Source organism: Bacillus sp. FSL L8-0528 (assembly GCF_038593085.1).
Classification (GTDB): Bacteria; Bacillota; Bacilli; order Bacillales; family Bacillaceae; genus Bacillus; species Bacillus paralicheniformis.
On record NZ_CP151961.1, the window covers coordinates 3711082 to 3732753 of the forward strand.

General features: G+C 46.8%; 19 protein-coding genes. 6 read left to right on the plus strand and 13 right to left on the minus strand.

What is annotated here, in order from left to right:
* Positions 1-5: 5 nt before the first annotated feature.
* Positions 6-1169: a CDP-glycerol glycerophosphotransferase family protein gene (locus MHI30_RS19010; RefSeq protein ID WP_075751509.1), complete on the plus strand. Its 1164-nt coding sequence runs from the start codon at positions 6-8 to the stop codon at positions 1167-1169.
* A 28-nt stretch (positions 1170-1197) separates the two neighbouring features.
* On the opposite strand, the gene MHI30_RS19015 is transcribed toward MHI30_RS19010, so the two are convergent.
* The 8 genes from MHI30_RS19015 to MHI30_RS19050 form a co-directional block, all read right to left on the minus strand.
* Complete coding sequence (locus tag MHI30_RS19015; RefSeq protein ID WP_075751510.1) at positions 1198-3828, minus strand: N-acetylglucosaminidase; 2631 nt, start codon at positions 3826-3828, stop codon at positions 1198-1200.
* A gap of 128 nt (positions 3829-3956) precedes the next feature.
* Complete coding sequence (gene manA, locus MHI30_RS19020; RefSeq protein WP_075751511.1) at positions 3957-4907, minus strand: mannose-6-phosphate isomerase, class I; 951 nt, start codon at positions 4905-4907, stop codon at positions 3957-3959.
* Between the two features lie 375 nt (positions 4908-5282).
* Positions 5283-5729 (minus strand): anaerobic ribonucleoside-triphosphate reductase activating protein, encoded by a 447-nt coding sequence (gene nrdG, locus MHI30_RS19025; RefSeq protein ID WP_020453157.1) that lies wholly within the window; start codon positions 5727-5729, stop codon positions 5283-5285.
* Positions 5726-7594, minus strand: coding sequence for an anaerobic ribonucleoside triphosphate reductase (locus tag MHI30_RS19030; RefSeq protein ID WP_075751512.1), 1869 nt, complete (start codon positions 7592-7594; stop codon positions 5726-5728). The genes nrdG and MHI30_RS19030 overlap by 4 nt, the downstream gene beginning before the upstream one ends.
* Positions 7595-7764: 170 nt before the next feature.
* Positions 7765-8748, minus strand: a complete 984-nt coding sequence (kdgT, locus tag MHI30_RS19035; protein WP_075751513.1) for a 2-keto-3-deoxygluconate transporter — start codon at positions 8746-8748, stop codon at positions 7765-7767.
* 85 nt (positions 8749-8833) lie between these two features.
* Positions 8834-9448, minus strand: coding sequence for a bifunctional 4-hydroxy-2-oxoglutarate aldolase/2-dehydro-3-deoxy-phosphogluconate aldolase (locus tag MHI30_RS19040; RefSeq protein WP_075751514.1), 615 nt, complete (start codon positions 9446-9448; stop codon positions 8834-8836).
* A gap of 5 nt (positions 9449-9453) precedes the next feature.
* The gene (locus MHI30_RS19045; protein ID WP_075751515.1) at positions 9454-10419 is read right to left on the minus strand and encodes a sugar kinase; all 966 of its coding nucleotides are present in this window, start codon (positions 10417-10419) and stop codon (positions 9454-9456) included.
* Between the two features lie 102 nt (positions 10420-10521).
* Positions 10522-11538 carry a LacI family DNA-binding transcriptional regulator gene (locus MHI30_RS19050; RefSeq protein WP_075751516.1) on the minus strand — a complete coding sequence of 339 codons (1017 nt, stop codon included), beginning with the start codon at positions 11536-11538 and terminating at the stop codon, positions 10522-10524.
* 255 nt (positions 11539-11793) lie between these two features.
* Between MHI30_RS19050 and kduI the strand changes: the two genes are divergently transcribed.
* Both kduI and kduD read left to right on the plus strand, forming a co-directional pair.
* On the plus strand, positions 11794-12621 hold the full coding sequence (gene kduI, locus MHI30_RS19055; RefSeq protein WP_020453163.1) for a 5-dehydro-4-deoxy-D-glucuronate isomerase: 828 nt from the start codon (positions 11794-11796) through the stop codon (positions 12619-12621).
* 15 nt (positions 12622-12636) lie between these two features.
* Positions 12637-13401 (plus strand): 2-dehydro-3-deoxy-D-gluconate 5-dehydrogenase KduD, encoded by a 765-nt coding sequence (gene kduD, locus MHI30_RS19060; protein ID WP_075751517.1) that lies wholly within the window; start codon positions 12637-12639, stop codon positions 13399-13401.
* Between the two features lie 43 nt (positions 13402-13444).
* Here kduD and MHI30_RS19065 read toward each other — a convergent pair whose 3' ends face one another.
* Complete coding sequence (locus MHI30_RS19065; RefSeq protein WP_075751518.1) at positions 13445-14578, minus strand: zinc-dependent alcohol dehydrogenase; 1134 nt, start codon at positions 14576-14578, stop codon at positions 13445-13447.
* Between the two features lie 141 nt (positions 14579-14719).
* On the opposite strand from MHI30_RS19065, the gene MHI30_RS19070 reads away from it, so the two are divergent.
* The gene (locus tag MHI30_RS19070; protein ID WP_167564563.1) at positions 14720-14857 is read left to right on the plus strand and encodes a hypothetical protein; all 138 of its coding nucleotides are present in this window, start codon (positions 14720-14722) and stop codon (positions 14855-14857) included.
* A 51-nt stretch (positions 14858-14908) separates the two neighbouring features.
* Here the strand turns inward: MHI30_RS19070 and MHI30_RS19075 are convergent, their stop codons facing one another.
* Positions 14909-16282 (minus strand): sugar porter family MFS transporter, encoded by a 1374-nt coding sequence (locus MHI30_RS19075; RefSeq protein WP_075751519.1) that lies wholly within the window; start codon positions 16280-16282, stop codon positions 14909-14911.
* A 298-nt stretch (positions 16283-16580) separates the two neighbouring features.
* On the opposite strand from MHI30_RS19075, the gene MHI30_RS19080 reads away from it, so the two are divergent.
* Positions 16581-17537, plus strand: coding sequence for an LCP family protein (locus MHI30_RS19080; RefSeq protein ID WP_059230818.1), 957 nt, complete (start codon positions 16581-16583; stop codon positions 17535-17537).
* A gap of 188 nt (positions 17538-17725) precedes the next feature.
* On the plus strand, positions 17726-18586 hold the full coding sequence (locus MHI30_RS19085) for a Cof-type HAD-IIB family hydrolase (protein WP_075751520.1): 861 nt from the start codon (positions 17726-17728) through the stop codon (positions 18584-18586).
* Positions 18587-18626: 40 nt separating this feature from the next.
* Here the strand turns inward: MHI30_RS19085 and MHI30_RS19090 are convergent, their stop codons facing one another.
* From MHI30_RS19090 to MHI30_RS19100, 3 genes are all read right to left on the minus strand, one after another.
* Entirely contained in the window at positions 18627-19871 is a 1245-nt protein-coding gene (locus MHI30_RS19090; RefSeq protein WP_059230820.1) for a C40 family peptidase, read from the minus strand.
* Between the two features lie 454 nt (positions 19872-20325).
* Positions 20326-20493 carry a hypothetical protein gene (locus MHI30_RS19095; protein WP_020453170.1) on the minus strand — a complete coding sequence of 56 codons (168 nt, stop codon included), beginning with the start codon at positions 20491-20493 and terminating at the stop codon, positions 20326-20328.
* Positions 20490-21659: a CapA family protein gene (locus MHI30_RS19100; protein ID WP_059230822.1), complete on the minus strand. Its 1170-nt coding sequence runs from the start codon at positions 21657-21659 to the stop codon at positions 20490-20492. Before MHI30_RS19100 ends, MHI30_RS19095 begins: the two co-directional genes overlap by 4 nt.
* Positions 21660-21672 lie beyond the last annotated feature (13 nt).

Consider the following 21672-nt stretch of genomic DNA (forward strand, 5'->3'; position numbering starts at 1 on the left):
AACGAATGAATATACGTTCTTTATTGGTTATGATTTACTCGGCCGGTCTCGCTTTGACCGGCTTTATTTTCAAAAGGATAAAAGCACGCGACAGAGCTGTGTTGCTTGTTTCCTTTCCGGATAATGCGCGCGCGCTGCTGAATGAGTATGTCAGCAGCAGCCGGCCGTTTGAAATGGAAGTCCTTTATACAAGGCACGCCGTTTCCCTTGCAAATGAATATCCGTCCGTTCAATCGCAAGTGATCAACGAGAAAAATCCGATTCATCTCATAAAAGCCGTATACCGGATGTTTAAGTGTAAATTCGTGTTAACGGATAATTATTTTCTGCTGACAAGCGTATTGAATAAACGCCCTCAGACGACGTGCATTCAAATTTGGCATGCGTCCGGCGCTTTGAAAAAGTTCGGCCTCGAAGATATTGGAAACAGGTATCGATCCGCCGGCGATATCAAGCGGTTTAAAAAGGTGTATCGTTCTTTTGATTATATCGCCGTCGGCTCGGAGAAAATGGCGGACATTTTCAAGCGGTCATTCGGCGTGAAAGATGACCGTTTTTTGCGGACGGGTGTTCCGTTAACTGATGAATATTTTCATGCCGGAAGACAAACAGCGGACCGTCCGGACCAAAAGGTTATTCTGTATGCGCCGACATACAGGGACTATTGTTTGACGTCCGTTCGCCTCCCTTTCTCTAAGGAGCAGCTCTCCGGGGAACTGAAGGGAGAATTTCTGCTGTTGGTCAAACTGCATCCGGCCGTGCGGGAACAGATTACCTTTGAAGAACACGAAGGGCTGATCAAAGATGTATCAGACGTTCCGCTAAAGGATCTGCTGATGGAATGCGACATCCTGATTTCCGATTACTCGTCAGTCGCCTTTGAGTACGCTTTGTTAAATAAACCGATTTTGTTTTTCACATATGATATGGCAGAATATAATGAAAAGCGCGGACTGATCGATGATTTTGAAGCAGTGATTCCCGGCAAAGCCTGCATGGACAGCGACATGCTGCTGAAAGAAATCAAAGAAATGTCCATCACAAAGGAAGAGATCAAGAGGTTTGCACAAGAATGGCATCAATATTCAACAGGCGATGCCAGCATGCGCCTGTTGAACTTTTTGAGCGAGCATATGACGGCAAATGAAAAAAGACCGGCCGGTTCCTAATGGAACATGGCCGGTCTTTTTATGATGATTACCGATAAACCGGCACATCATAGTACAGCGTATATTGATCGAGCAATGTATAAAGACTGTACATTCTCCCCACCTGCTTATAAGCCCAGCCGACATCTGTCGCATATTGGTGAAGGGCGTTCGGAGACCATCTCATTTTATAGAGGGTATCCTGTTTGTAAGTCGGGTGGTGAATGTATTTTTCACCGATGAATTTGGCTCCGCCCATAATGGCGGCCTCAGGTGTGAACCACCTTTGTTCATAGGCGTATTTTGCACCGTAGTAAAGCGGGTTGCTGTCGTAAGCCCCGACCCCGTACATATTGTAAACCTTTTTGCCGTTGAACATCGTTCCTTTGGCCAACTCGGAAGTTCCGTTGCCCGTCTCAAGGAGCGAGTGCGAAATGAGGTACAGTTCATTGATGCTGTATGTTCTTGCCGCGTCGATGAACGCTTGGCCTTTGCCTGTCAAAATCCCTTTATTATAAAGGATTTTCGCATTGACTTCGGCGGCATTCAAGCCGGCCGTTTGCGACAGTTTTAAAAATTGGAAGTATGCCGAGCTGTCTTGTGTAAAGTTTTGCGGGTTGACATATTTCTCGACTTCTTCTCTGCTGGCATTACGCCAATTCATTCTGATTTTTGCCCAGCCGTTTTCCTGAGAGATGATATTGACTTTATCCCCTTTTTGCAGCTGTCCAATGATATTGCCGCCTGTCACAAGGGGGCTTGACCTGATATTCAGCAGATCAGCCGTGACGGTTTGGTTCGCCGTATTGATGTAGCTTAATGAAACATAAGCCGGCGCATCCGTTTGCGGGCTGACTTTCATCTGTTTGTCGACCATCTGGCTGAGCGTGATTCCGTAGTCAGTCGTTGTGATTTGCGGGCCGTTTTTCACTTTGACGATATTCACCGGCCAGCCGTAATTCGTTTTAATCCGATTGGCGGCAGCAACTGCACGGTCTTTCCTTGTAAATTGTTCATTGATTGAGATGTGAAACAGGCTGACCGACTTTGTTTGATAAGTTGCGCTGACATTGTTCTTCTTAAAGACATTCAGTCCCTTGTCGAGATCTGCTTTGCTTGTGATCTGACCTGTCGTCACCCGGTACTGCCTGTAGCCGTACTCACCCGTTTGTTCAATCTTGCCCGGTATACTCCGCTTGCTGAAAAATTCGAGCGCATGCTGTAATTTCTTCGAGCCGATCAGAGCTTCCGAACTCAGTTTGTAGCGGCTGTCATACTGGCCGGTCTTGACGGCCTCTGCGTGAATGCCTGTTTCTTTAAAGAAATTGAGCGCCTTCGTCACTTTGTCCTGTCCGTATACGGATTCCGTTGTCAGCTGATAATGGCTGTACACTTTTTTTCCTGTTGGTCCAGCCGTTCCCGCCGCACCGTTTTTCTTAAAGAATTCCAGTCCTTTATTGATTCGCGCTTGGACGGCTGTTTCACCGGACGCGATCCGGAAGCGGCTGACGGTCGTGCTGACGGCGCTTTGGGCGGAAGCCTGAATGTTTTTGTTTTTAAAAAACCGGATACCGTCGTTTGCTTTCTTTTGATCTGAAACCGGGACGGAAACGATTCTGAAAGATGTCTGCTTTCTCCCTGCCTTTGCAGCAGTATAACGCCACGTTTTCTTTTTAAAAAAGGCGTCGACTTTTTTAAGGTTTTGACTGTCTACGCTTTTCATGCTGACGATCCAGAAACGCGTGCCTTTTACCTTTTCCGTGCTTGAGGTGAGACCGGTATTCTTTTTAATTTGGCCGGCGGCATTTTTCGCGGTCTTTTCGTCATTAAAATATCCCGATTTCACATTGTAAAGCTGCGCCGGGTGACCGGCGGCTTCATATGCCCCTTTGACCTTGAGCTCTTTTTCAAACTGCTTCAGCAGATTTTTTGCGTTTGTTTCGCCTTGTATCGCACCTGTCACAATTTTATATCTTGGCTGTTGTTTCTTTACTGTTTCTATCGTTCCTTTAAGAGCGGTTTCTTTTTCAAATTGGACAAGCAGGCTTTTCGCTTTGCTCTCATCTGCGATTTCTCCTGAATAAAGCTTGACGAGCACTTGTCCCGCTCCGTATGGTGCGTACGACGCTTTGAGGCCGGTCGCTTTTTGAAAACGATCGAGGATGGCTTTCGTGTTGTCTTCGCCTTCGATTCCTCCGGTGGCAACCTTCACGTAAGCTTCCATGTTTCCTGCAAGTGTATAGGTTGCTTTCAGCCCCGTTTCTTTTTCAAATTGGAGCGCCCATTCCTTTGCTTTTGCTTCACCGGCAAATTCCTTTGATACCGCTTTGGAAAACGGTTCTTTCTGTCCAATCGGACCATAGGACGCCTTCAAACCGGTTTCTTTTTCAAACTGCAAAAGCAGATTTTTAGCCCTGCTCTCCCCTTCTATCCCCCCTGTGGTCAAAACGTAAGTTGTCCCGTTTTTCCCTGAAGGTTTGACCTCGGCTTTCCATCCCGTGTCCTTTTTCAGTTGTTCGGCTGCTTTGAGCGCTTCCCTTTCGCTATTAAACTCTTTTGTTGTTTCAATTTTATAGACGGAAGTATCGGTATATGCTGCTAAAGCAGGGATTGCCGGGACTGCCGTATGTATGAGCAAAATGATTGCAGCAAAAATAACGGTTTTTCTAATGTTTTTCACATTCTCTACTCCCCTCGCCTACAAGCCTCCTAATTTCAAAAACTTGCTTTCTCTTTTTATCGGCGAGCCGGATTATTTTTTCACAATAAAAAAGCTTAACGGCCTTCTTTTGAAGACCGTCAAGCTTTTTATATGTGAGACACGATTAGTTCGCATGTTCCTTCTATTGTAAAGTCATTGGTTTCCGCCGGCAGGATAAAATTTGTTCCTTTGCTGATCGGAAATAATTCTCCGCCCTGAGTGAGCTTTCCTTCTCCTTCAATCACACTGCATAACAGGAAAGGGGCATCCTGGGTCAGCTCAGCGGCACCGTCGATCTCCCATTTGTATACGGAGAAATATTCGGCTTCTACAAAAGTCTTAATGGTAATCCCCTTTTGAGTTTCTGTCGATTCGTCAACATAGCTGTCAACGTGCGGTACTGTTGTGACATTGATCGCCTGTGTCAGGTGAAGCTCGCGCTTTTCTCCATTTTGATCGGTCCGGTCATAATCATATACCCTGTACGTCGTATCGGAGCTCTGCTGTGTCTCCAAAACGACCGTCCCTTCGCAAAGAGCGTGGATCGTGCCGCTTGGCACATAATAAAAATCGCCCGGCTTGATTTTGATCCGCCTTAACAGGTTGTCCCAATCACCGCTGTTGATCATGGTGACCAGCTCTGTCCGCGTTCTCGCCGTATGGCCGTAAACGATCTCGGCACCTTCTTTGCAATCGATGATATACCAGCATTCTGTCTTACCGAGTTCCCCGTTTTCGTGTTCGCCCGCATAGTAGTCATCGGGGTGGACTTGAACGGAAAGGTCTTGATTGGCATCAAGTATTTTCGTTAACAGCGGGAAACGGTCTCCCTCTGCACCGCCGAACAATTCGCGGTGCTCGTCCCAAAGCTCGGCAAGCGTTTTTCCTTTGTAAGGACCCGAAGCAACGAGGTTAGGCCCGTTTGGATGGGCGGAAATGGCCCAGCATTCACCTGTCAAATCAGAGGGAATGTCATAGCCGAATGTCTCGCGCAAAGCCGCTCCCCCCCAGATCCTCTCTTTAAACTCAGGCTGCAGAAATATCGGTGATTGAGTCATGAAGCCATCTCCTCCCTTAATTCACGATTATCTTATGTAAATAAAACGCTTTCTTTTATTGATAGACATGTATGATAAAATATAAACCTTTTCATATTTATTATGACGTTATCTCGATAGAAGTCAATGCCGGAAAGGAAAAACAGAAGCCCCAGAGGCTTCTGTTTTAGATTGTTGACAAAATCCCAAAACGGCTTTTTGTTTTGGGATTTTGTCATCCTTTCAGCGTGATTGAAAACCCTTGCAGTCTAGGAAGGCCGAGCATCGGAGCGGAGCGAATGTTGGAATTCGTGAGCACCGACGCGCAGGCCTGACAACGAATACGAGGGTTTGTCGACACGCTGAAACAGAAGCCCCGGAGGCTTCTGTTTCAGATTATGCCAGCTCGATAATGCGCTGGTTTGAGCTTCCTCTGTAAAGGAGCGTCAAGTCCCTTTTTTTGATTTCGAACGGGCCGTCTACCAGGACATCGCAATAGGCCAGCAAGGCGCTGTGCTTTTCATTTTTCAAGATTTGTTCGTACGTATAGCCGCTGTAAAGCCAGATGTCCTTTTCGGATTGCTGCTTAATTCTCTCAGACAGTTCGATCAGTTCGCCCGCATGCAAAAGCGGCTCTCCTCCTGAATAGGTGACGTTTGTAAGCGGATTTTTCATAATTTCCTCAAATACTTCGTCTACACTCATATCAAATCCGTTATTGATATTCCAGCTTTGTTTATTATGGCAGCCTTCACACATATGCGGGCAGCCCGCTAAAAACACGACTGTTCTCAGTCCTTCTCCGTCTACGATGCTGTCATGGATAATATTCATCACTTTCATAGGTGCTTCACTCTGTCCTTTTCTTCTTGTCTTTTCGCCGAATTCCACTTTGACATATCTCCGACTAAATATCCCGTAATCCGTCTGATCCGTTCAATCAAAGTCTCATCGCAATTTTTGCACTGCGGGCACTCGTTATCGATGATTCCGGTAAATCCGCACGCCTTGCAGTGGTCGACTGGATGGTTTATCGAGGCGTAACCCATGCCTGACCGGCGCATGGCGGTCACAAGCATGTCCATCGCTTTAATGTTTTTTTTCGGGTCTCCGTCCAGCTCAATGTAGCTGATATGCCCGCCATTGCACATCAAATGGAACGGCGCTTCTTTTCTGATCTTTTCAACCGCAGTCAGCTTATAGTGAACAGGAATGTGAAACGAGTTCGTATAGTAGATCCGGTCTGTGACATTGTGGATCGAACCGAACTCCAATTTATCTTTTTTGACAAATTTCCCAGAAAGTCCTTCTGCCGGTGTGGCGATCAAGGAAAAGTTCAGCTTATGTTTTTCTGTGGCTTCATCGGCCTTATCTCTCATCGACTGAACGATTTTTTTGCCGAGTTCAAACGACTCCTCGCTTTCTCCGTGATGTTTTCCGGTCAATGCAGTCAAAGCTTCAGCCAGTCCGATAAATCCGATGCTCAATGTTCCGTGCTTTAGCACATCCTCGAGCGTGTCCTCAGGATCAAGCTTCTCGCTTTCATGCCAGATGCCTTGCGAATACAGGAACTTAAAGTCTTTTGCTCTTTTTTTGCATTGAAAGGCGTACCGTTCAAGCAGCTGTTGAATCGTTAATTCCATGTAGCGGTTTAACAAAGCAAAAAACTGTTCAACGTTTTCGCTGAGCAGTGCTATTTTGACAATGTTGATCGAGGTGAATGACAAATTCCCTCTGCCGATGCTGTTTTCTTTCCCATGAATATTGGACATGACGCGCGTTCTGCATCCCATATAAGCGATTTCGCTCTCCGGTGTTCCGTCATAAAAAGGTTTATTCACGGGCGAATCGATAAAGCTGAAGTTCGGAAACAGCCTTTCAGCGCTTGTTTCCAATGCAAGCCGGTACAAGTCATAGTTAGGGTCTGTTTGATCGACGTTGACGCCTTCTTTCATTTTGAAGATCTGAATCGGAAAAATCGGCGTCTCACCCTTGCCGAGACCTGCTTTTGTCGCCTTCAGAATATTTTTGATCAAAAGGCGGCCTTCCCTTGACGTATCCGTGCCGTAATTAATTGAAACAAACGGAACCTGTCCGCCGCCCCGCGAATGCATGCTGTTGGCATTATGTATAAAGGCTTCGCACGCTTGGTAAGTTGTGTTGTCCGTTTCTTCCCACGCTCTTTCCCTTATCTCTTCTTCTGTCAAAGTTGTCGGGTATTGTTTGATTTTCGCGAGATGCTTTTCGTACGTTTTGCGGACGTAAGGCGCCAGGTCGTAATCGAACATCGGAAATGACTGGCCGCCGTGCTGCATATTTTGATTCGATTGAAAAATGATGGATGCGAGTGACAATGCGCTCATAATGTCCTTCGGTTCCCTGAGGGAGCCGTGGCCTGTATGGAATCCGTCTTTTAACAGCCGGCCCAAAGGTATCTGGCAGCAAGTCGTTGTCCCGCTCGGCATATAGTCTAAATCGTGCGGGTATATCAAGTTGTCATCGACTGCTTTCTTGATTTCCGGCGACATTAAGTAATGGAGCGCATAATGTCTGGAACTTTCGGATGCAAACCGGCTCATTTGCCCCATCGGGGAGCGGCCGTCTACGTTGGCATTTTCCTGCATAATATCGTGATCTCCATACCCGACGATATCATGAAATGTTTCTGTTAATTGTAATAATCCCTGTTCTTTAAAGCCTGTTGTCATCCTAATCTCTCCTAAAAAATAGCATATATAGTGTTCATCTTTTCATCAGACACTATATATTGATATTAGCACAAATGACACCCGCTAAATTTAGCAATTTGGTGACGTTATTTAAAAACGGTCATAAAAAAACGCCCCGGACAAAATGTCCCGGTGCGTCAGCGGCGAAATTACTTGTAATCGATCGTCATTTGTTTCGGAGGTTTTCTTTGTCTTGTCCGTTTTTCGATCCAGACGGTTGCAAGCGGCGTCAGGAGCGAGGTGACAATGACGCTTGTCGCGATGATCGCGGTCGCTGAATCAGCCACCGGCGCAAACATGGGGTTTGCATCGGCAAGCGCATACGGCACGGCTACCGCAGCCCCGGCCGTTGATGATGCCGCGACGCCCGCGACGCCGTCTCCTCTTGCGACAAAGCGGTCCAGCAGGTATAGAGAAGCACCCGAGAGAACGACGACTGATACGCCGACAACAATGCCTAAAAGGCCGGATTGGATCAACATTTTAAAATCGAGCGTGTTTCCCAATGAAAATGCGAAGAATGGAATGATCGCCGGTACGACTTTTCCGAACAAATCGCGCAATTCAGGGTCAAGGTTTCCGAGAATGCAGCCGAGTAAAAACGGGATGACGGTTGCAGCCAGCGTCTCCCAGGGAAATGCCGCGAGCCCTGTCACACCGAAAGTGACCATCGTCATAAACGGGCCCGATTCCGTGCTGATAAAGGCGAAAGCACCGGCGTCTTCCTTTCTTCCCATATGGTTCATTAACGCTAAATACAGACCGCCGTTCGTTTCATTCATAACGGCTACAATAGCAAGCACTGACAGTCCGGCAAAAAACCCGCTTTGAATGCCTTCGTCTGGAATGAACTGCGCTGCGATCAAACCTAATAATGCGGCAATGACGACTTTGCCGATCAGAAGCGTCAGTCCCTTCCTCGCAATATATCCTGAAGAACGAAAATCTATTGTTGCACCAACGCAAAAGATAAATACTCCTAAAATCGGCAGCGTTCCGGTAATCAGGGCGCCTGTAAATCCGCCGAAAAACTCCGCAGTTCCCGGAGCAAACGTATTCAGCGTTGCGCCCAGAAAGAGCGGAATGATCATCATGCCGCCCGGCACACGTTCAATCGTTGCTTTAATTTTCATCATTTTTTCTCCCATTCTAGAAATTAATGAAAAAGCAAAGCTGTCGATCTTGCAAAATCTGAAGTCTTTTCACGCTGCGCACGCTTTAATTCTGCCGAATCCGCCGCTGAAAGATACGCTGGAGATCCGCTTCTGACACTTTGTTCAGCTGGCTTCCCACTCCAACTGCCAATGCTCCGGCATCGAGCCATTTCTCCACATCGCCCGGATGGATCCCGCCTGTTGGTATGAATCGAACCTTCGGAAAGGGGCCGGCGAGGTTTTTCATGTAAGGAATCCCGGAAGTCCCCCCTGGAAACAGCTTAAGAACCCGAAAACCCTTTGAGACCGCTTCCATAATTTCGCTCGGTGTTAATACGCCGGGAATAAAAAATGTATGCAATGAGGCGGCTTCCTCAGCCAATTTTTCCGAAAAGCCCGGACTGACGATGAATTTTGCCCCCGCTGCCGCGGCTTCCCTCGCCTGTTCGCTTTCAACCACCGTTCCGGCTCCGACAAGAAGGCCGTCTTTTCCTGCAAATTTTTCAATCAGCTCAGACGCTCCCGGCGTCGTATATGTGATTTCAATCGCAGTAATTCCTTTGTCGACCAATCTGTGAATGCTTTCCTCAGCAGCTTCCTTACTGCCTGCGCGGACGACCGCGATCAGCCCGGCCCCGGCCAGCTGTTCTTGCACTTTTCCGATCATAGACATTTCCATTACGGTCAACCTCCTGTTTTTTGGTTGTTTACCTCTATAGCCATAAAAGCTTTCAATTGATCCCTTGACGGCAGACCGTCCATATCACCCGGAGCCATGACGGCCAGCGCTCCGATCGCATTTGCCCTCTGAACTGCTTCTTCCAGCGGCAATCCGTCTAATAGACCGCTGATCATACCGACGGCAAAACCGTCACCAGCGCCAACGGTATCAACAACCTTCTTCACCTGATAACCCGGTACATAACCCTCTTTGTCATGTGTCCGGTAATAAGCTCCCTCTTTTCCAAGCTTGATGACAATTACCTTGACCCCCTGCATCACATAATATTTAGCGATATCCTCGGGAGAATTGCAGCCTGTCAGGAGTTTTCCTTCATTGATCCCAGGCAGAAACCAGTCTGCCTGCGCGGCGATCTCATTAATCGTGTGAACCATTGTCTGCTGGTCCGGCCAAAGCTGGAAGCGGAGATTCGGGTCAAACGAAATCGTCTTTCCGTCTTTTTTCATCTGGTGAACGGCGTGGCGGGCGAAGCCCCGCATTTCCCTTGAAAGGGCAGGAGGTATGCCTGTCACATGCATATGTTTGGCTCCTTTGAAATAATCTGCCGGGTAGTCATCAATGCTCATCGTGCTTGCGGCTGATCCGCTGCGGTAATACGTGACATCAGGATCCCCGCTTTCAACCTTTGACTTGAGCAGGATGCCTGTCTGCCGGTCTGCACTGCGTTTGACTTCAGAGATGTCGACGCCTTCTTTTTTCAATTCATTTAAAATAAAAGTTCCAAGCGAATCGGCGCCGACCTTGCTCATCCAGCCGACTCGAAAGCCCAGGCGCGACAGTCCGACGGCAACGTTTGTTTCCGCTCCGGCAAGAGCCTTGGAAAACGAAGAAGCCTCATCCAGTCCGCCTGTTTCATTTGCGTAAAACATAGCCATCGATTCTCCGAATGTCATCACATCAAGCGACATGATTTCACACTCCTTTCGAAATGGTACCGGTTTCAAAAAAAGTTGCAGAAAAACACTCTCCCCTAAATTATCGGGTGTATGAGTGTTTCCATTTGACGAGTTCTACAGCGACTGTCTGAGAACAAGCTCCGCCTCAAGCTGAATCGTCTGCGGAGCACTTTCATCTCCTTCAATCCGTTTGATGATCCGCTCCATGGCGGCCCTGCCCATTTCATGCGACGGCTGGGCGATGGTCGTAATGCCCGGACCGATCAATTTATACCATTCCGTATCATCAAATCCGGCAATTCCGACGTCTTCCGGAATTGAGATGCCAAGCTCATAAAGGCAGCTGATAATTTTCAGCATCAGAAGCCCGTTGTTTCCAAGAATGGCTTTTTTCCCTTCTTTCATTTCCAAAAAGCTTTTGACGGACTGTAAAAGAGATTCTTTGTCCTTTACATCTGCCTCATATACAAGGGGATTGCCGCCGGCATTGCGTTGAAGCGCGATTTCTGTATAGGCGGAAACCCTTTCCTCCCTTGGACTGATCCCTTTAATCGGCTCGGTAAACAGACCGACCTGGGCATAGCCTTTGTCATACATGAGATTGACGATTTGACTTGTCACTTCGCGGTTGTTCGTTGTAACTGTATCGATCTTGAGCCCGGGCACTTTCCGGTCAACGAGCACAATCGACACATCCTGGCTGATTAAATCCATGAGCACATCGTTGTTTCTTCCCGTTGTATTCATAATCAGCCCTTCAATGTAATGCGCGTTCAGCTTGTGCAGCATCTCCCGTTCTTTTTCAGGACTGTTGTCCGTGTTGCAGACCATGATGCTGTACCCGTACTGATCGCAAACCTCTTCCACCCCTCTCAAGGTGGCAACTGAAAACGGGTTTGTAATATCCGCGACCAAAAATCCGATAACCTTGCTTTTTTTCACCTTCAGCCCCTGCGCCATCTGACTGGGGCGGTAATGAAGCTCCTCGATTGCTTTTTTGATGCTTTTCACCTTTTTCGGTGAGATGGCATCAATCTTCCCGTTGATATAACGGGAAACCGTTGATTTTGATACGCCTGCATGTGCGGCTACTTCATTGATGGTTACTTTCGCTGTTTGCTTATCCTTCATTCAAGTACTCCTATGACCTTATGATTTGAAACCGATTTCAAAAACTTTATACCATCAGCATATCACATCATTTAAAATTTGGAAGAGTATTTTTAAATTTTTCAAGATTGAGCTTGACAATATTCAGAAAAAAACGAAAAGACTGTTGACGGTTTCCATTATTTACTTTAGAATTCATGTTTGAAACCGTTACCAAAAACTTTGGGCCCTTCATTCAAGTTAGTCTAAAAACGTCCAATTCAAGGAGGAGAAGGTATGGAAAATCGTTATTCTGTTCATCCAGAACAAGCGAAACGATTCACAACCGCAGAGCTTCGTGAGCATTTTTTAATAGAGTCATTGTTTGTTGAAAACAAACTGAACATGGTGTATTCGCATGAAGACAGAGTCGTGATCGGCGGGGCTGTTCCAGTGAAGGAGTCCATCGCGCTCGATGCCGGTGATTTTTTAAAAACGGACTATTTTCTGGAACGGCGCGAAATCGGGATTGTGAATGTCGGCAAGCCCGGTGCGGTCAAAGTCGGTGATGAAGAATACGTACTGGAGCACAAAGATTTTCTTTATATCGGCCTGGGAAATAAAGACGTTTCCTTCTCAAGCTTGAATGAAGGCGGAGCCAAGTTTTATTTCATCTCAGCGACGGCACATCAAAAGTATCCGGTGCAAAAAGCTTCGCTTTCAGAGCTTCCATACGATCATTTAGGAGAAGAAGCCTCTTCAAATGTCCGCAATCTATACAAAGTGATTCACGCAGATGGCATCCAAAGCTGCCAGCTGATGATGGGCATTACGTTTCTTGAACCCAATAACACATGGAACACGATGCCGGCGCATGTTCATGACCGGCGGATGGAGGCTTATCTGTATCTTGACCTTGCTGAAGATGCAAAGGTGTTTCATTTCATGGGCGAACCGACGGAGACAAGGCATCTTGTCGTCGGCAACGAACAGGCAGTCATTTCACCCGCGTGGTCTGTCCACTCGGGCTCAGGCACATCCAACTACTGCTTTATATGGGCGATGGCCGGAGAAAACTACACATTTAAGGACATGGATGCTGTCCCGATGAATGTCATACGGTAAGGGCGTGAACGTGAGATGGGATATCTTGAATCGTATTTTTCACTTGAAGGCAAAACGGCGCTTGTCACAGGCCCGGGAACTGGAATCGGCAAAGGAATTGCCGAAGCGCTGGCAAAAGCGGGAGCGGATATCATCGGCACTTCACATACGAGCGGACTTGATGAAACAAAGCGGCTGATCGAAGAAGCCGGCAGAGCGTTTACATCTTATCAGCTTGATATGGGCAGCCTTGACGAGGTGGAGGCCTTTGCAAAAGAGGTGCTTGACCGTCATCAGATTGATATTCTCGTCAATAATGCCGGGACGATCCGCAGAGAAAAAGCGGCTGATTTTTCCCGGGAGAACTGGGAAGCGGTGATCAATGTCAATTTGAACAGCTTATTTTTGCTGACGCAGGCTGTCGGCCGGCAGATGATTGAGCGAAAGCAGGGGAAAATTATCAATATTGCCTCGCTTCTTTCATTTCAAGGAGGCATTCTCGTCCCTGCATATACGGCAAGCAAGCATGCAGTAGCCGGATTGACGAAGTCTTTTGCCAATGAATGGGCGGCGTACAATGTCCAGGTCAATGCAATTGCGCCGGGCTATATCGCAACGAACAATACAAAGCAGATCCGCGAGGACCAAAACCGCAATGCCGAAATCTTAAAACGGATTCCGGCCGAGCGCTGGGGTCAGCCGGATGACATTGCCGGCGCCGCCGTATTCCTTTCGGCGCCGGCGTCCGATTATGTGAATGGACATGTGCTGGCGGTCGATGGCGGATGGCTGGCAAGATAATGCGCCGAAAAGGCTGCCGGTAGCTCGGCAGCCTTTATCATCGCTATGGCTTCAAAATCACTTTAATGCAATCATCTTCATGGCCGTTGAACAATTGGTAAGCGCGGCCGGCTTCTTCAAGCGGAAGCTGATGCGTAATGATTTCCTTCGGATCAAATTGATTCTCTTCGATCTTCTTGTAAATCTTAGGCATCAAATGGATGACCGGGGCCTGCCCCATTTTCAGCGTAACATTTCTGGAAAAGAACGCGCCGAGCGGAAACATATTATAATTGCTTCCATATACCCCCGTAATCTGTACGGTCCCGCACTTTCTGACTGCCTTTGTAGAAATTTGAATCGGTCCGAGCGTGCCGCCCTGAAGCTTCAGTTTTTGCTCCAGATACTCAAGCGGAGATTTTTTGCCGTCCATCCCCACGCAGTCGATCACGACATCCGCCCCGCCTTTTGTAATCTCCTTTAAATGCTCGCCCATGTCAGGATATTTTGTAAAGTCAAATACTTCGACGCGGTTTAACGCTTCAGCCTGCCTTAGACGGTAGTACAAGTAGTCTACTGCAATAACCCGCTTCGCCCCTTCCATCCAGGCAAACTTCTGCGCCATTAATCCGACCGGTCCGCAGCCGAGGACAATGACGGTGTCTCCCTTTTTGACGCCAGCGTGAAGCACACTCCAATACGCGGTTGGCAGGACGTCTGATAAAAACAGGAGAGACTCGTCCTCCATCTCGCATGATTCAGGGATGACAAACGGCGTGAAGTTCCCAAACGGCACTTTTAAATATTCGGCCTGTCCGCCAGGGTGGTTTCCGAACTTTTCCGAGTAGCCGAAATATCCGCCTGAATCATAATGGGGATTGGCATTATCGCACTGGCTTTCCAGCTTGTTTTCGCAATAAAAGCAATGTCCGCATGCAACGGTAAACGGGATGACGACCCGGTCCCCTTTTTTCACTTTTGTTACATCAGGTCCTGTTTCTTCTACAATTCCCATCGGTTCATGGCCAAGCTGGAAGCCTTTCGGAAGAGGAAAATTCCCTTGATAAAGATGGAGGTCTGATCCGCAAATCGCCGTAGAAGTAATTCTGACTACGATATCATCGCTTTTTTCAATTTTGGCGTCCTCCACCTGGCTGACTTCAACATGCTGAGGCCCTTGAAACGTTACAGCTTTCAAATCGTCACACTCCCATTATCGTTCAGTTGACTTTAGTGTGAGATAAACCCGGGTTCTTATTCAGTTTTTTAAACAAACGTTTCATTAACCGTCATGCAGAGCGGCCATGATTCATACATAGAAGAAAACGGAGGTGTTGGGATGCTGCTGCAAATACTAGTCGGAGGGCTGGTTGTTTTCGTTATTTTCTTTCTCGTGTTTCGGGCGATCAGAACGGGTAATCTGCCGCGCCATGACGATTCGCAGCCAGAAGACGGAGAAAACAGAGATCAGCTATGATCGGCTGGCCTCCTCACACAAAAAAGGATGGGGCCATACCCATCCTTTTGCCTATCGTTCTATCGGCTGCGTGTCAGTTCCCGTGATTCCGCCGTGCCTGTTCCGTAAATCCTGCTCGATTTCTTCAAGGCTTTTGCCTTTTGTTTCTGTTACTTTAAAGAAAACGAACAGGAAGGCCGCGATTCCGATGGCCGCATAGCACAGGAACAGGTAACTGATGCCCATCGCTTCCATGAGGACCGGAAAACTCAATGTCACAATTAAGTTCCCTGCATGAAGCATTAAAGTCGATACTCCGGTTCCCACCCCTCTGACATGAAGGGGGAACAGCTCAGGCAGCATCACCCAGACGATCGGCCCCCAGCTGACGGCAAATACGACGATAAACACACCTAAACAGATGACAGTCGTCCATGCCGCACCAGCGGTATTGCCAAAAAAGATATTGGTGAAAGAAAGCACGATCAAACTGATGACCATGCCGGCATTTCCAAATAATAAAAGCGGCTTCCGGCCAATCCTGTCAATAAAGCGGATCGCCACAAGCGTCATCAGAACATTGACCGTACCGATGCCGACTGTCCCCAAAATGGCTGCCGAATCTTCAAATCCGACATTCGTAAACGTTTTTGGGGCATAGTAAATAATCGTGTTGGTTCCAATAAATTGCTGGAGAAACGCCAGTCCGACTCCTGCGATTAACGCCGGGCGCACCCACGGTTCCAGCAGCTCTTTCAAGCCCCCCTGATCCTGCTTTTCCGCTTCCTTAATTTCTTTGACTTCCTGGTCGACCTGCTTTCCTCCCCTCATCTTGGACAAAACCCGTCGCGCTTTCTCTTCTTTTCCTTTTGTTAAGAGCCAGCGCGGGCTTTCCGGCATGAAAAAGATACCGATTAAAAGGCCGATTGACGGAATAAGAGCCAAGCCCAGCATCCAGCGCCATGCACCTGCGTCACTAAATGCATAATTGATCAAATAAGAGACCAGAATCCCGATCGTAATCATCAGCTGATTTAATGAAGAAAGCGCGCCCCTAGATTCCTTCGGCGCAAGCTCTGAAAGGTACAAGGGAACAATGGTCGTTGAACAGCCAACCGCAAGGCCGAGCACGATCCTGAAAACCACCATATATTCCGTGCTTGGAGCAAGGGCCGTTCCGAGCCCCCCAATGCAATACAGCACAGCCGCTGACATAATCGCCCTTCTTCTCCCAAAGCGGTCTGTCAGCCTGCCGGACAAACCCGATCCGAAAATCGCCCCGATTAAAATTGCGCTGACAACCAGCCCTTCTGTAAAGGCATTGAGCCCAAGCTCATCTTTCATAAATAAAATCGCCCCGGAAATGACGCCCGTATCATAACCGTAGAGCACACCGCCCAAGGCTCCAAAAAAATAAAGCCAGGCATTCGATCTTTTTCCCTTCATCAGTATATCCTCCTAACAAGGCTCGTCTTTTATAATCTTTAACCTTGTCTCGCTTTCTTCAAACCTAAGAAACTCGGAGCACCATTAAAAGGAATTTAAAAATATGAAACATTTTATCTGTTTCATCGTCTTATTTAAGGCGGCAAAATGATCAGATCCCGCGTAATTTCCAGAGAATCCCCATATGCAAAACAGCAAATATCTTGTAAAATCCAAGATTGGGAAACAATTTTTTTATCAAAATTTAGACTTATTCAACAATTGTACGTTTCAATATAAATAAAAGAGGAGCTTATACATGCTACGATCGCAACGAACGAAGAAAAAGAGACTAAGAAAATGGGTGAAATACTCATTGTTTTTCATTGCTTTAATCCTGACGGTGACAGCAGCCGCAGGCGGCTATGCGTACTACAAAGTGGCGAACGCCTCCAAAGATGCGCAAGTCACCCTTTCCAGAGGAGAACAGTCCGTCAAGCGGATTAAAGAGTTCAACCCCAAAAAAGATAACTTCTCCATCCTGTTGATGGGGATTGATGCCCGTCCCGGACAAAGCATGGACAAAGAACGAAGCGATGCGATGGTTCTCGCCACGTTCAACAGAAAAGACAAATCAGTGAAACTATTAAGCATCCCGCGGGATTCCTATGTTAACATCCCTGGACACGGCTTTGATAAAATCACGCATGCCCACTCATTAGGCGGGCGCGACCTCAGTACAGAAACCGTCGAAAACCTGCTCGACATTCCGGTTGATTACGTCATGGAAGCCAATTTTTCAGCTTTCAAAGAAGTAGTTGACGAGCTCGGCGGTGTACCGATCACAATCAAAGAAGACTATATTGTCCGGCAGATTAAAAAGGATACGAAAGGCAAAGTCAACCTCCAAACAGGTGAGCAGACGCTAAACGGAGAAGAGGCCCTTGCTTATGTAAGAACGAGAAAAGCCGATACGGACTTGAAGCGCGGCGATCGCCAGATGGAAGTCATCAAATCGATTATCAACAAATCCAAATCGCTAACTTCAATTCCGGCTTACGACGATATCCTTGATACAGTCGGAAAGAACGTATCAATGAACTTGTCGCTGAATGATGCAATCGGACTGATCCCGTTTATGACGTCCATTCAAACGATCGATACCCTTCAATTGAAAGGGAGCGATTATCAACCGGGCAAAGTCTACTATTTCCAGCTTGACCAGGAAAATCTCAACGAAATCAAGCAGGAATTAAAACAGCAGTTAGATGTATAATGAGAAAAAGGATGAAGATCATTCATCCTTTTTCTATTTAATGAAACTCAAGATTTACTATTGAAAAAATCTAAATTTAGGTTTAGCCTTTTACATAACATGTCCTTTTAGGGAATACTGCCGAAGAGAGCTGTTTTTCGCCTCCCGAAAAACGGCAAACTGCTCTTACAGGAGGTTATCTTTACATAATGAGGTTAATTGCGATCGATTTAGACGGGACTCTTTTAAATACCGAAAGCCAAATATCCGCAGAAAACCGGGCCGCTATCAAAAAGGCGCTCATCTCAGACTGCATCGTAACCATTTGCACGGGACGGGCCACATTTGACGTCAAAGCGCTTCTGAACGATTTGGATATTCCGATTATTGCCGCAAACGGGGGAACGGTTCACGATTTCAACTATAAACTCCTCAGCAGAACGTTAATGGACAAGGAAGCCGGAAAAAAGGCGGCCCAATACTTAACAGATCATCAAATCTATTTTGAGGTTTATACGGACGATGCGCTGCTTTCTCCTTATGACGGAGAGCAGAAGCTTGAAGCAGAGCTCGATATCGTCACAAGCGCCAACCCTGATGAAGACAGGGATACACTTTGGCAGGGCGCACTGACTCAGTTTAAACAATTCGGCATCAAACCCGTGCCCGACATTCGTGAGGTTTTTAACGGAGACGAACATATTTATAAGCTGTTGTGCTTCTCATTTGATATGGAAAAGCTGAAAAAAGCAAAAGAAGACCTTTCAGCCTTTCCAAAATTGGGACTCACATCTTCCGGAAGACATATCATCGAGATTCTGCCTGATGAATCCGGCAAAGGCCGCGCTTTAAAAGAGCTGGCCCGCCACTATGGAATCGAGAAAAAAGATATCTACGTGATCGGCGACAGCCCGAACGACCTGTCAATGTTTGAGGAAGCCGGCCATCGGATCGCGATGGGCAATGCAATCGATGAACTGAAGCATATCAGCACGTTTATCACGAAAAGCAATGACGAAAACGGCGTCGCTTATTTCATTAATAAACTGCTGGAAAATGAATATCAATAATTAAGAAAACCGCTCGAAGATGGACTCGAGCGGTTTTCTGCTACTCAATTCTGACGCTTCCGGCGTATTTATCTTTCCAATAGGCGCTCGTCTCCATATCTGCTGTCGTCACACCGGCAGACAAGGTGACAAGAACGACCTGGCCGTTTCCGATATAGATGGCGGGATTGAGAACAGTGGTTCCTTTAAAGAACACGATGTCTCCAGGCTCCAGCTCCTGTTTTGTGATTTTCTTGCCTGTACTGTATTGTTTATCAGCGTACCGCGGAAGTTCCACTCCTGCCGCCGTTTTATAGACATATTGGATAAACCCCGCCGTATCAAAGCCTTCCTTAGGCGATGTGCCGCCTTTTTGATAACCGACTTCGCCGATATGCCTGATCGCTTCGGATACAATCGGATTTTTCGGGAGGGACATGTTGTCAAAACGTCTGACTCCTGTGAACTTCTTCTGCCAGTAGGAAGCCGACAAGTAAGAGATCGTCACTTTATTTGAACGGCTCGCATGGATAAACCGGCCGCCCCCTGCATAGATGGCGTTATGGGATATTCCCGGTTTGTACGTATTGCTGAAAAACAAAACATCACCCGGCCGGATATCTTCAAGCTTCACCTTTTGACCGACCGCCCATTGCTGTTCCGCCGATCTTGGCAAATAAACACCGAGCACCTCTCTGAAAACGTATTGGGTCAGTCCTGAACAGTCAAACCCGAGATCCGGAGAGTTGCCTCCAAATACATATGGAACACCGACATAGCTCTTCGCTTTTTGAACGACAGGGTCCATAGAAATCTCAGGTTCTTTTGTGATCCTTTTCGCTTTAAGATACCCCGAGCTCCAGTAAGAGCTGCCTTCAAGCTTTGTCACGACAACTCCGTTTGATTTTGTGCTGTGGATGATTTGATCATTTCCCATGTAGATGGCGACATGAGTCGGCCCGTCCGTTTCCAGTTCGGCATTTTTGAAAAAGACAAGATCCCCCTTTTCGAGCTGCTGACGGCCGACGCTGCTTCCAAGGGTCGATTGCTCTTTTACCGTTCTTGGAAGCGTTATATCGAGCGATTGAAACACATATTGTACAAAGCCGGACGAGTCAAACCCCGTTTTCGGCTTCTCTCCGCCGTAACTGTATTTCGCACCCTCAAGCTGTCTGGCGGTTTCTGCTATTTTCTCGCCGATCGTATCGGCGTGTACGTCATTGTGATTCGTTAAAAATAAAAACATCCAAAACACCGCAATTCCACAAAACAAAACCAACTTTTTGTTTGCCGCTTTTTTTATCAATTGTTCTGTTCCTCCTCTTCTTTCCTCTTTCATCGTCATTCAATTGGGATATTTAAAGGACTTTTTTTGCGTGTACAGCAGCGTCATAGCGAGAAGTAACGCGCAGCACAGAATGATCAGCTTTTTCACCTAAGCGCGGATTAAATGGATGAAGGGAAATATTCTAAAGAGGTCATGAACATGAGGTGCAGTTCCCATCCCGAATTGGTAAGGTGATGCATTTTTGAAGCTTAGTCGAAATTTGTCAGTTTTTATTCCCTTCAAAAGAATACAATAAACACGAACCCCAAAACCATGTATATATTCTCCTGATTTTCTATAAAACTTTATACACTGACCGGTTAAGAAAATTGTCGTGTTTCCTTTTCAAATCAGCCGCTTTTCACAGGTCTTTTATAACCGGAATCAGCACACGCAAAAAGAGAGTGCCGGCGGCACTCTCTTTTCTGCACTGTTATTGTTGGTTTTCCGTTGTGTGATCCTGCTGATTCACTTTTTGGATTTCCGTTGAGATTTTAGCTTTTTCATCGTTTGACAATTCATCAGAATACTTGAAAGCAGACATGAATGCAATGATCAACACTAAACCTACGAACGGCCAAATGGCTCTGACAAATTTCATTTGTTCACCACTCCGTTTTTGTTATTTTTCAGTTTGTCCGCATGATCGACTTCAAACGTCAATTTTCCGTTCTCTTCTTTCCAGTCGAGGTTTGTTCCTTTTGTCAATTGACGGAAGATCGCTTTTCGTTTCAAGAAATCGCTCTTGCCTAAAGGCGTCGGTGTTGCTTCGCGAATGTTGAGAGGCGTTATCTCAAAGCGCCCTTTGCCGTCATTCATTAAATGGTATTGTACAAGCGCGCTGTCCCGTGTTCTTGACCAGCCCTGATCAAACACAAAGTTTCCGAGGCTGTAGAAGATCACAGTGCCGTTATACACTTCGATCGGTTCGAGAACATGGGGGTGAGCGCCGATGATGACATCTGCTCCGGCATCCGCAATCGCTTTGGCCAGATCCTTCTGTCTGGCGTTCGGTTCATTGTCATATTCTTGTCCCCAGTGCACGTGGACAAGGACGATATCCGCTTTTTTGGATGCTTCCGCGATCATTGGAATAAAGATTTTCGGGCTGAGCGGCAGCACTCCGCCTCTGTTCTTTTTGGCTGTAAAGTTCTTCGTGTAGACGTCTGTAAAACCGAGCGTTGCGATTTTAACACCGTTCACATCCTGATAGGATACGTGCTGTTTCGCGTCTTCGAGATTATTCCCTGCTCCGACAAGCTCCAAATCCTCATTTGAGAATTTATTCAGCGTATCCTTCAAACCGTCTTCCCCGTAGTCCATCGCATGGTTGTTGGCAAAGTTCAGTACGCTGAAGTTCAGCTTTTTCAATGTTTCGACTGATTCTTGATTCGTTTGCAGATGGATGTTCTTTTCTGCCTCTTGATAGTCCTTTGCATTGGTTACAGGGTTTTCAAAGTTTCCTGTGATAAAATCTGACACATTAAAGTACGGCTTCACATTTTTGAAGACACTTTCCGAACCGTGCAAGTTTGTCACTTTTTCTACGTTTCTTCCCATCATGATATCGCCCACAAAAGTAGCTGTAAGCTTGGCATCTTCTTTTTTGTCCATTTGCGAAGGAGTTTTGGCGCTTCCGACCCAAGTAAAGACAAACATTAAACAGAAAATAACGGGCAATACGATAAAGACGTGCTTGTTTGTTTTCTTTTTCTCCTGCTTCGTAAGCTTCAGCAGTTTTTCCTGAAAGTTCAGTTGTTTTTTCATCGATTTGACACAC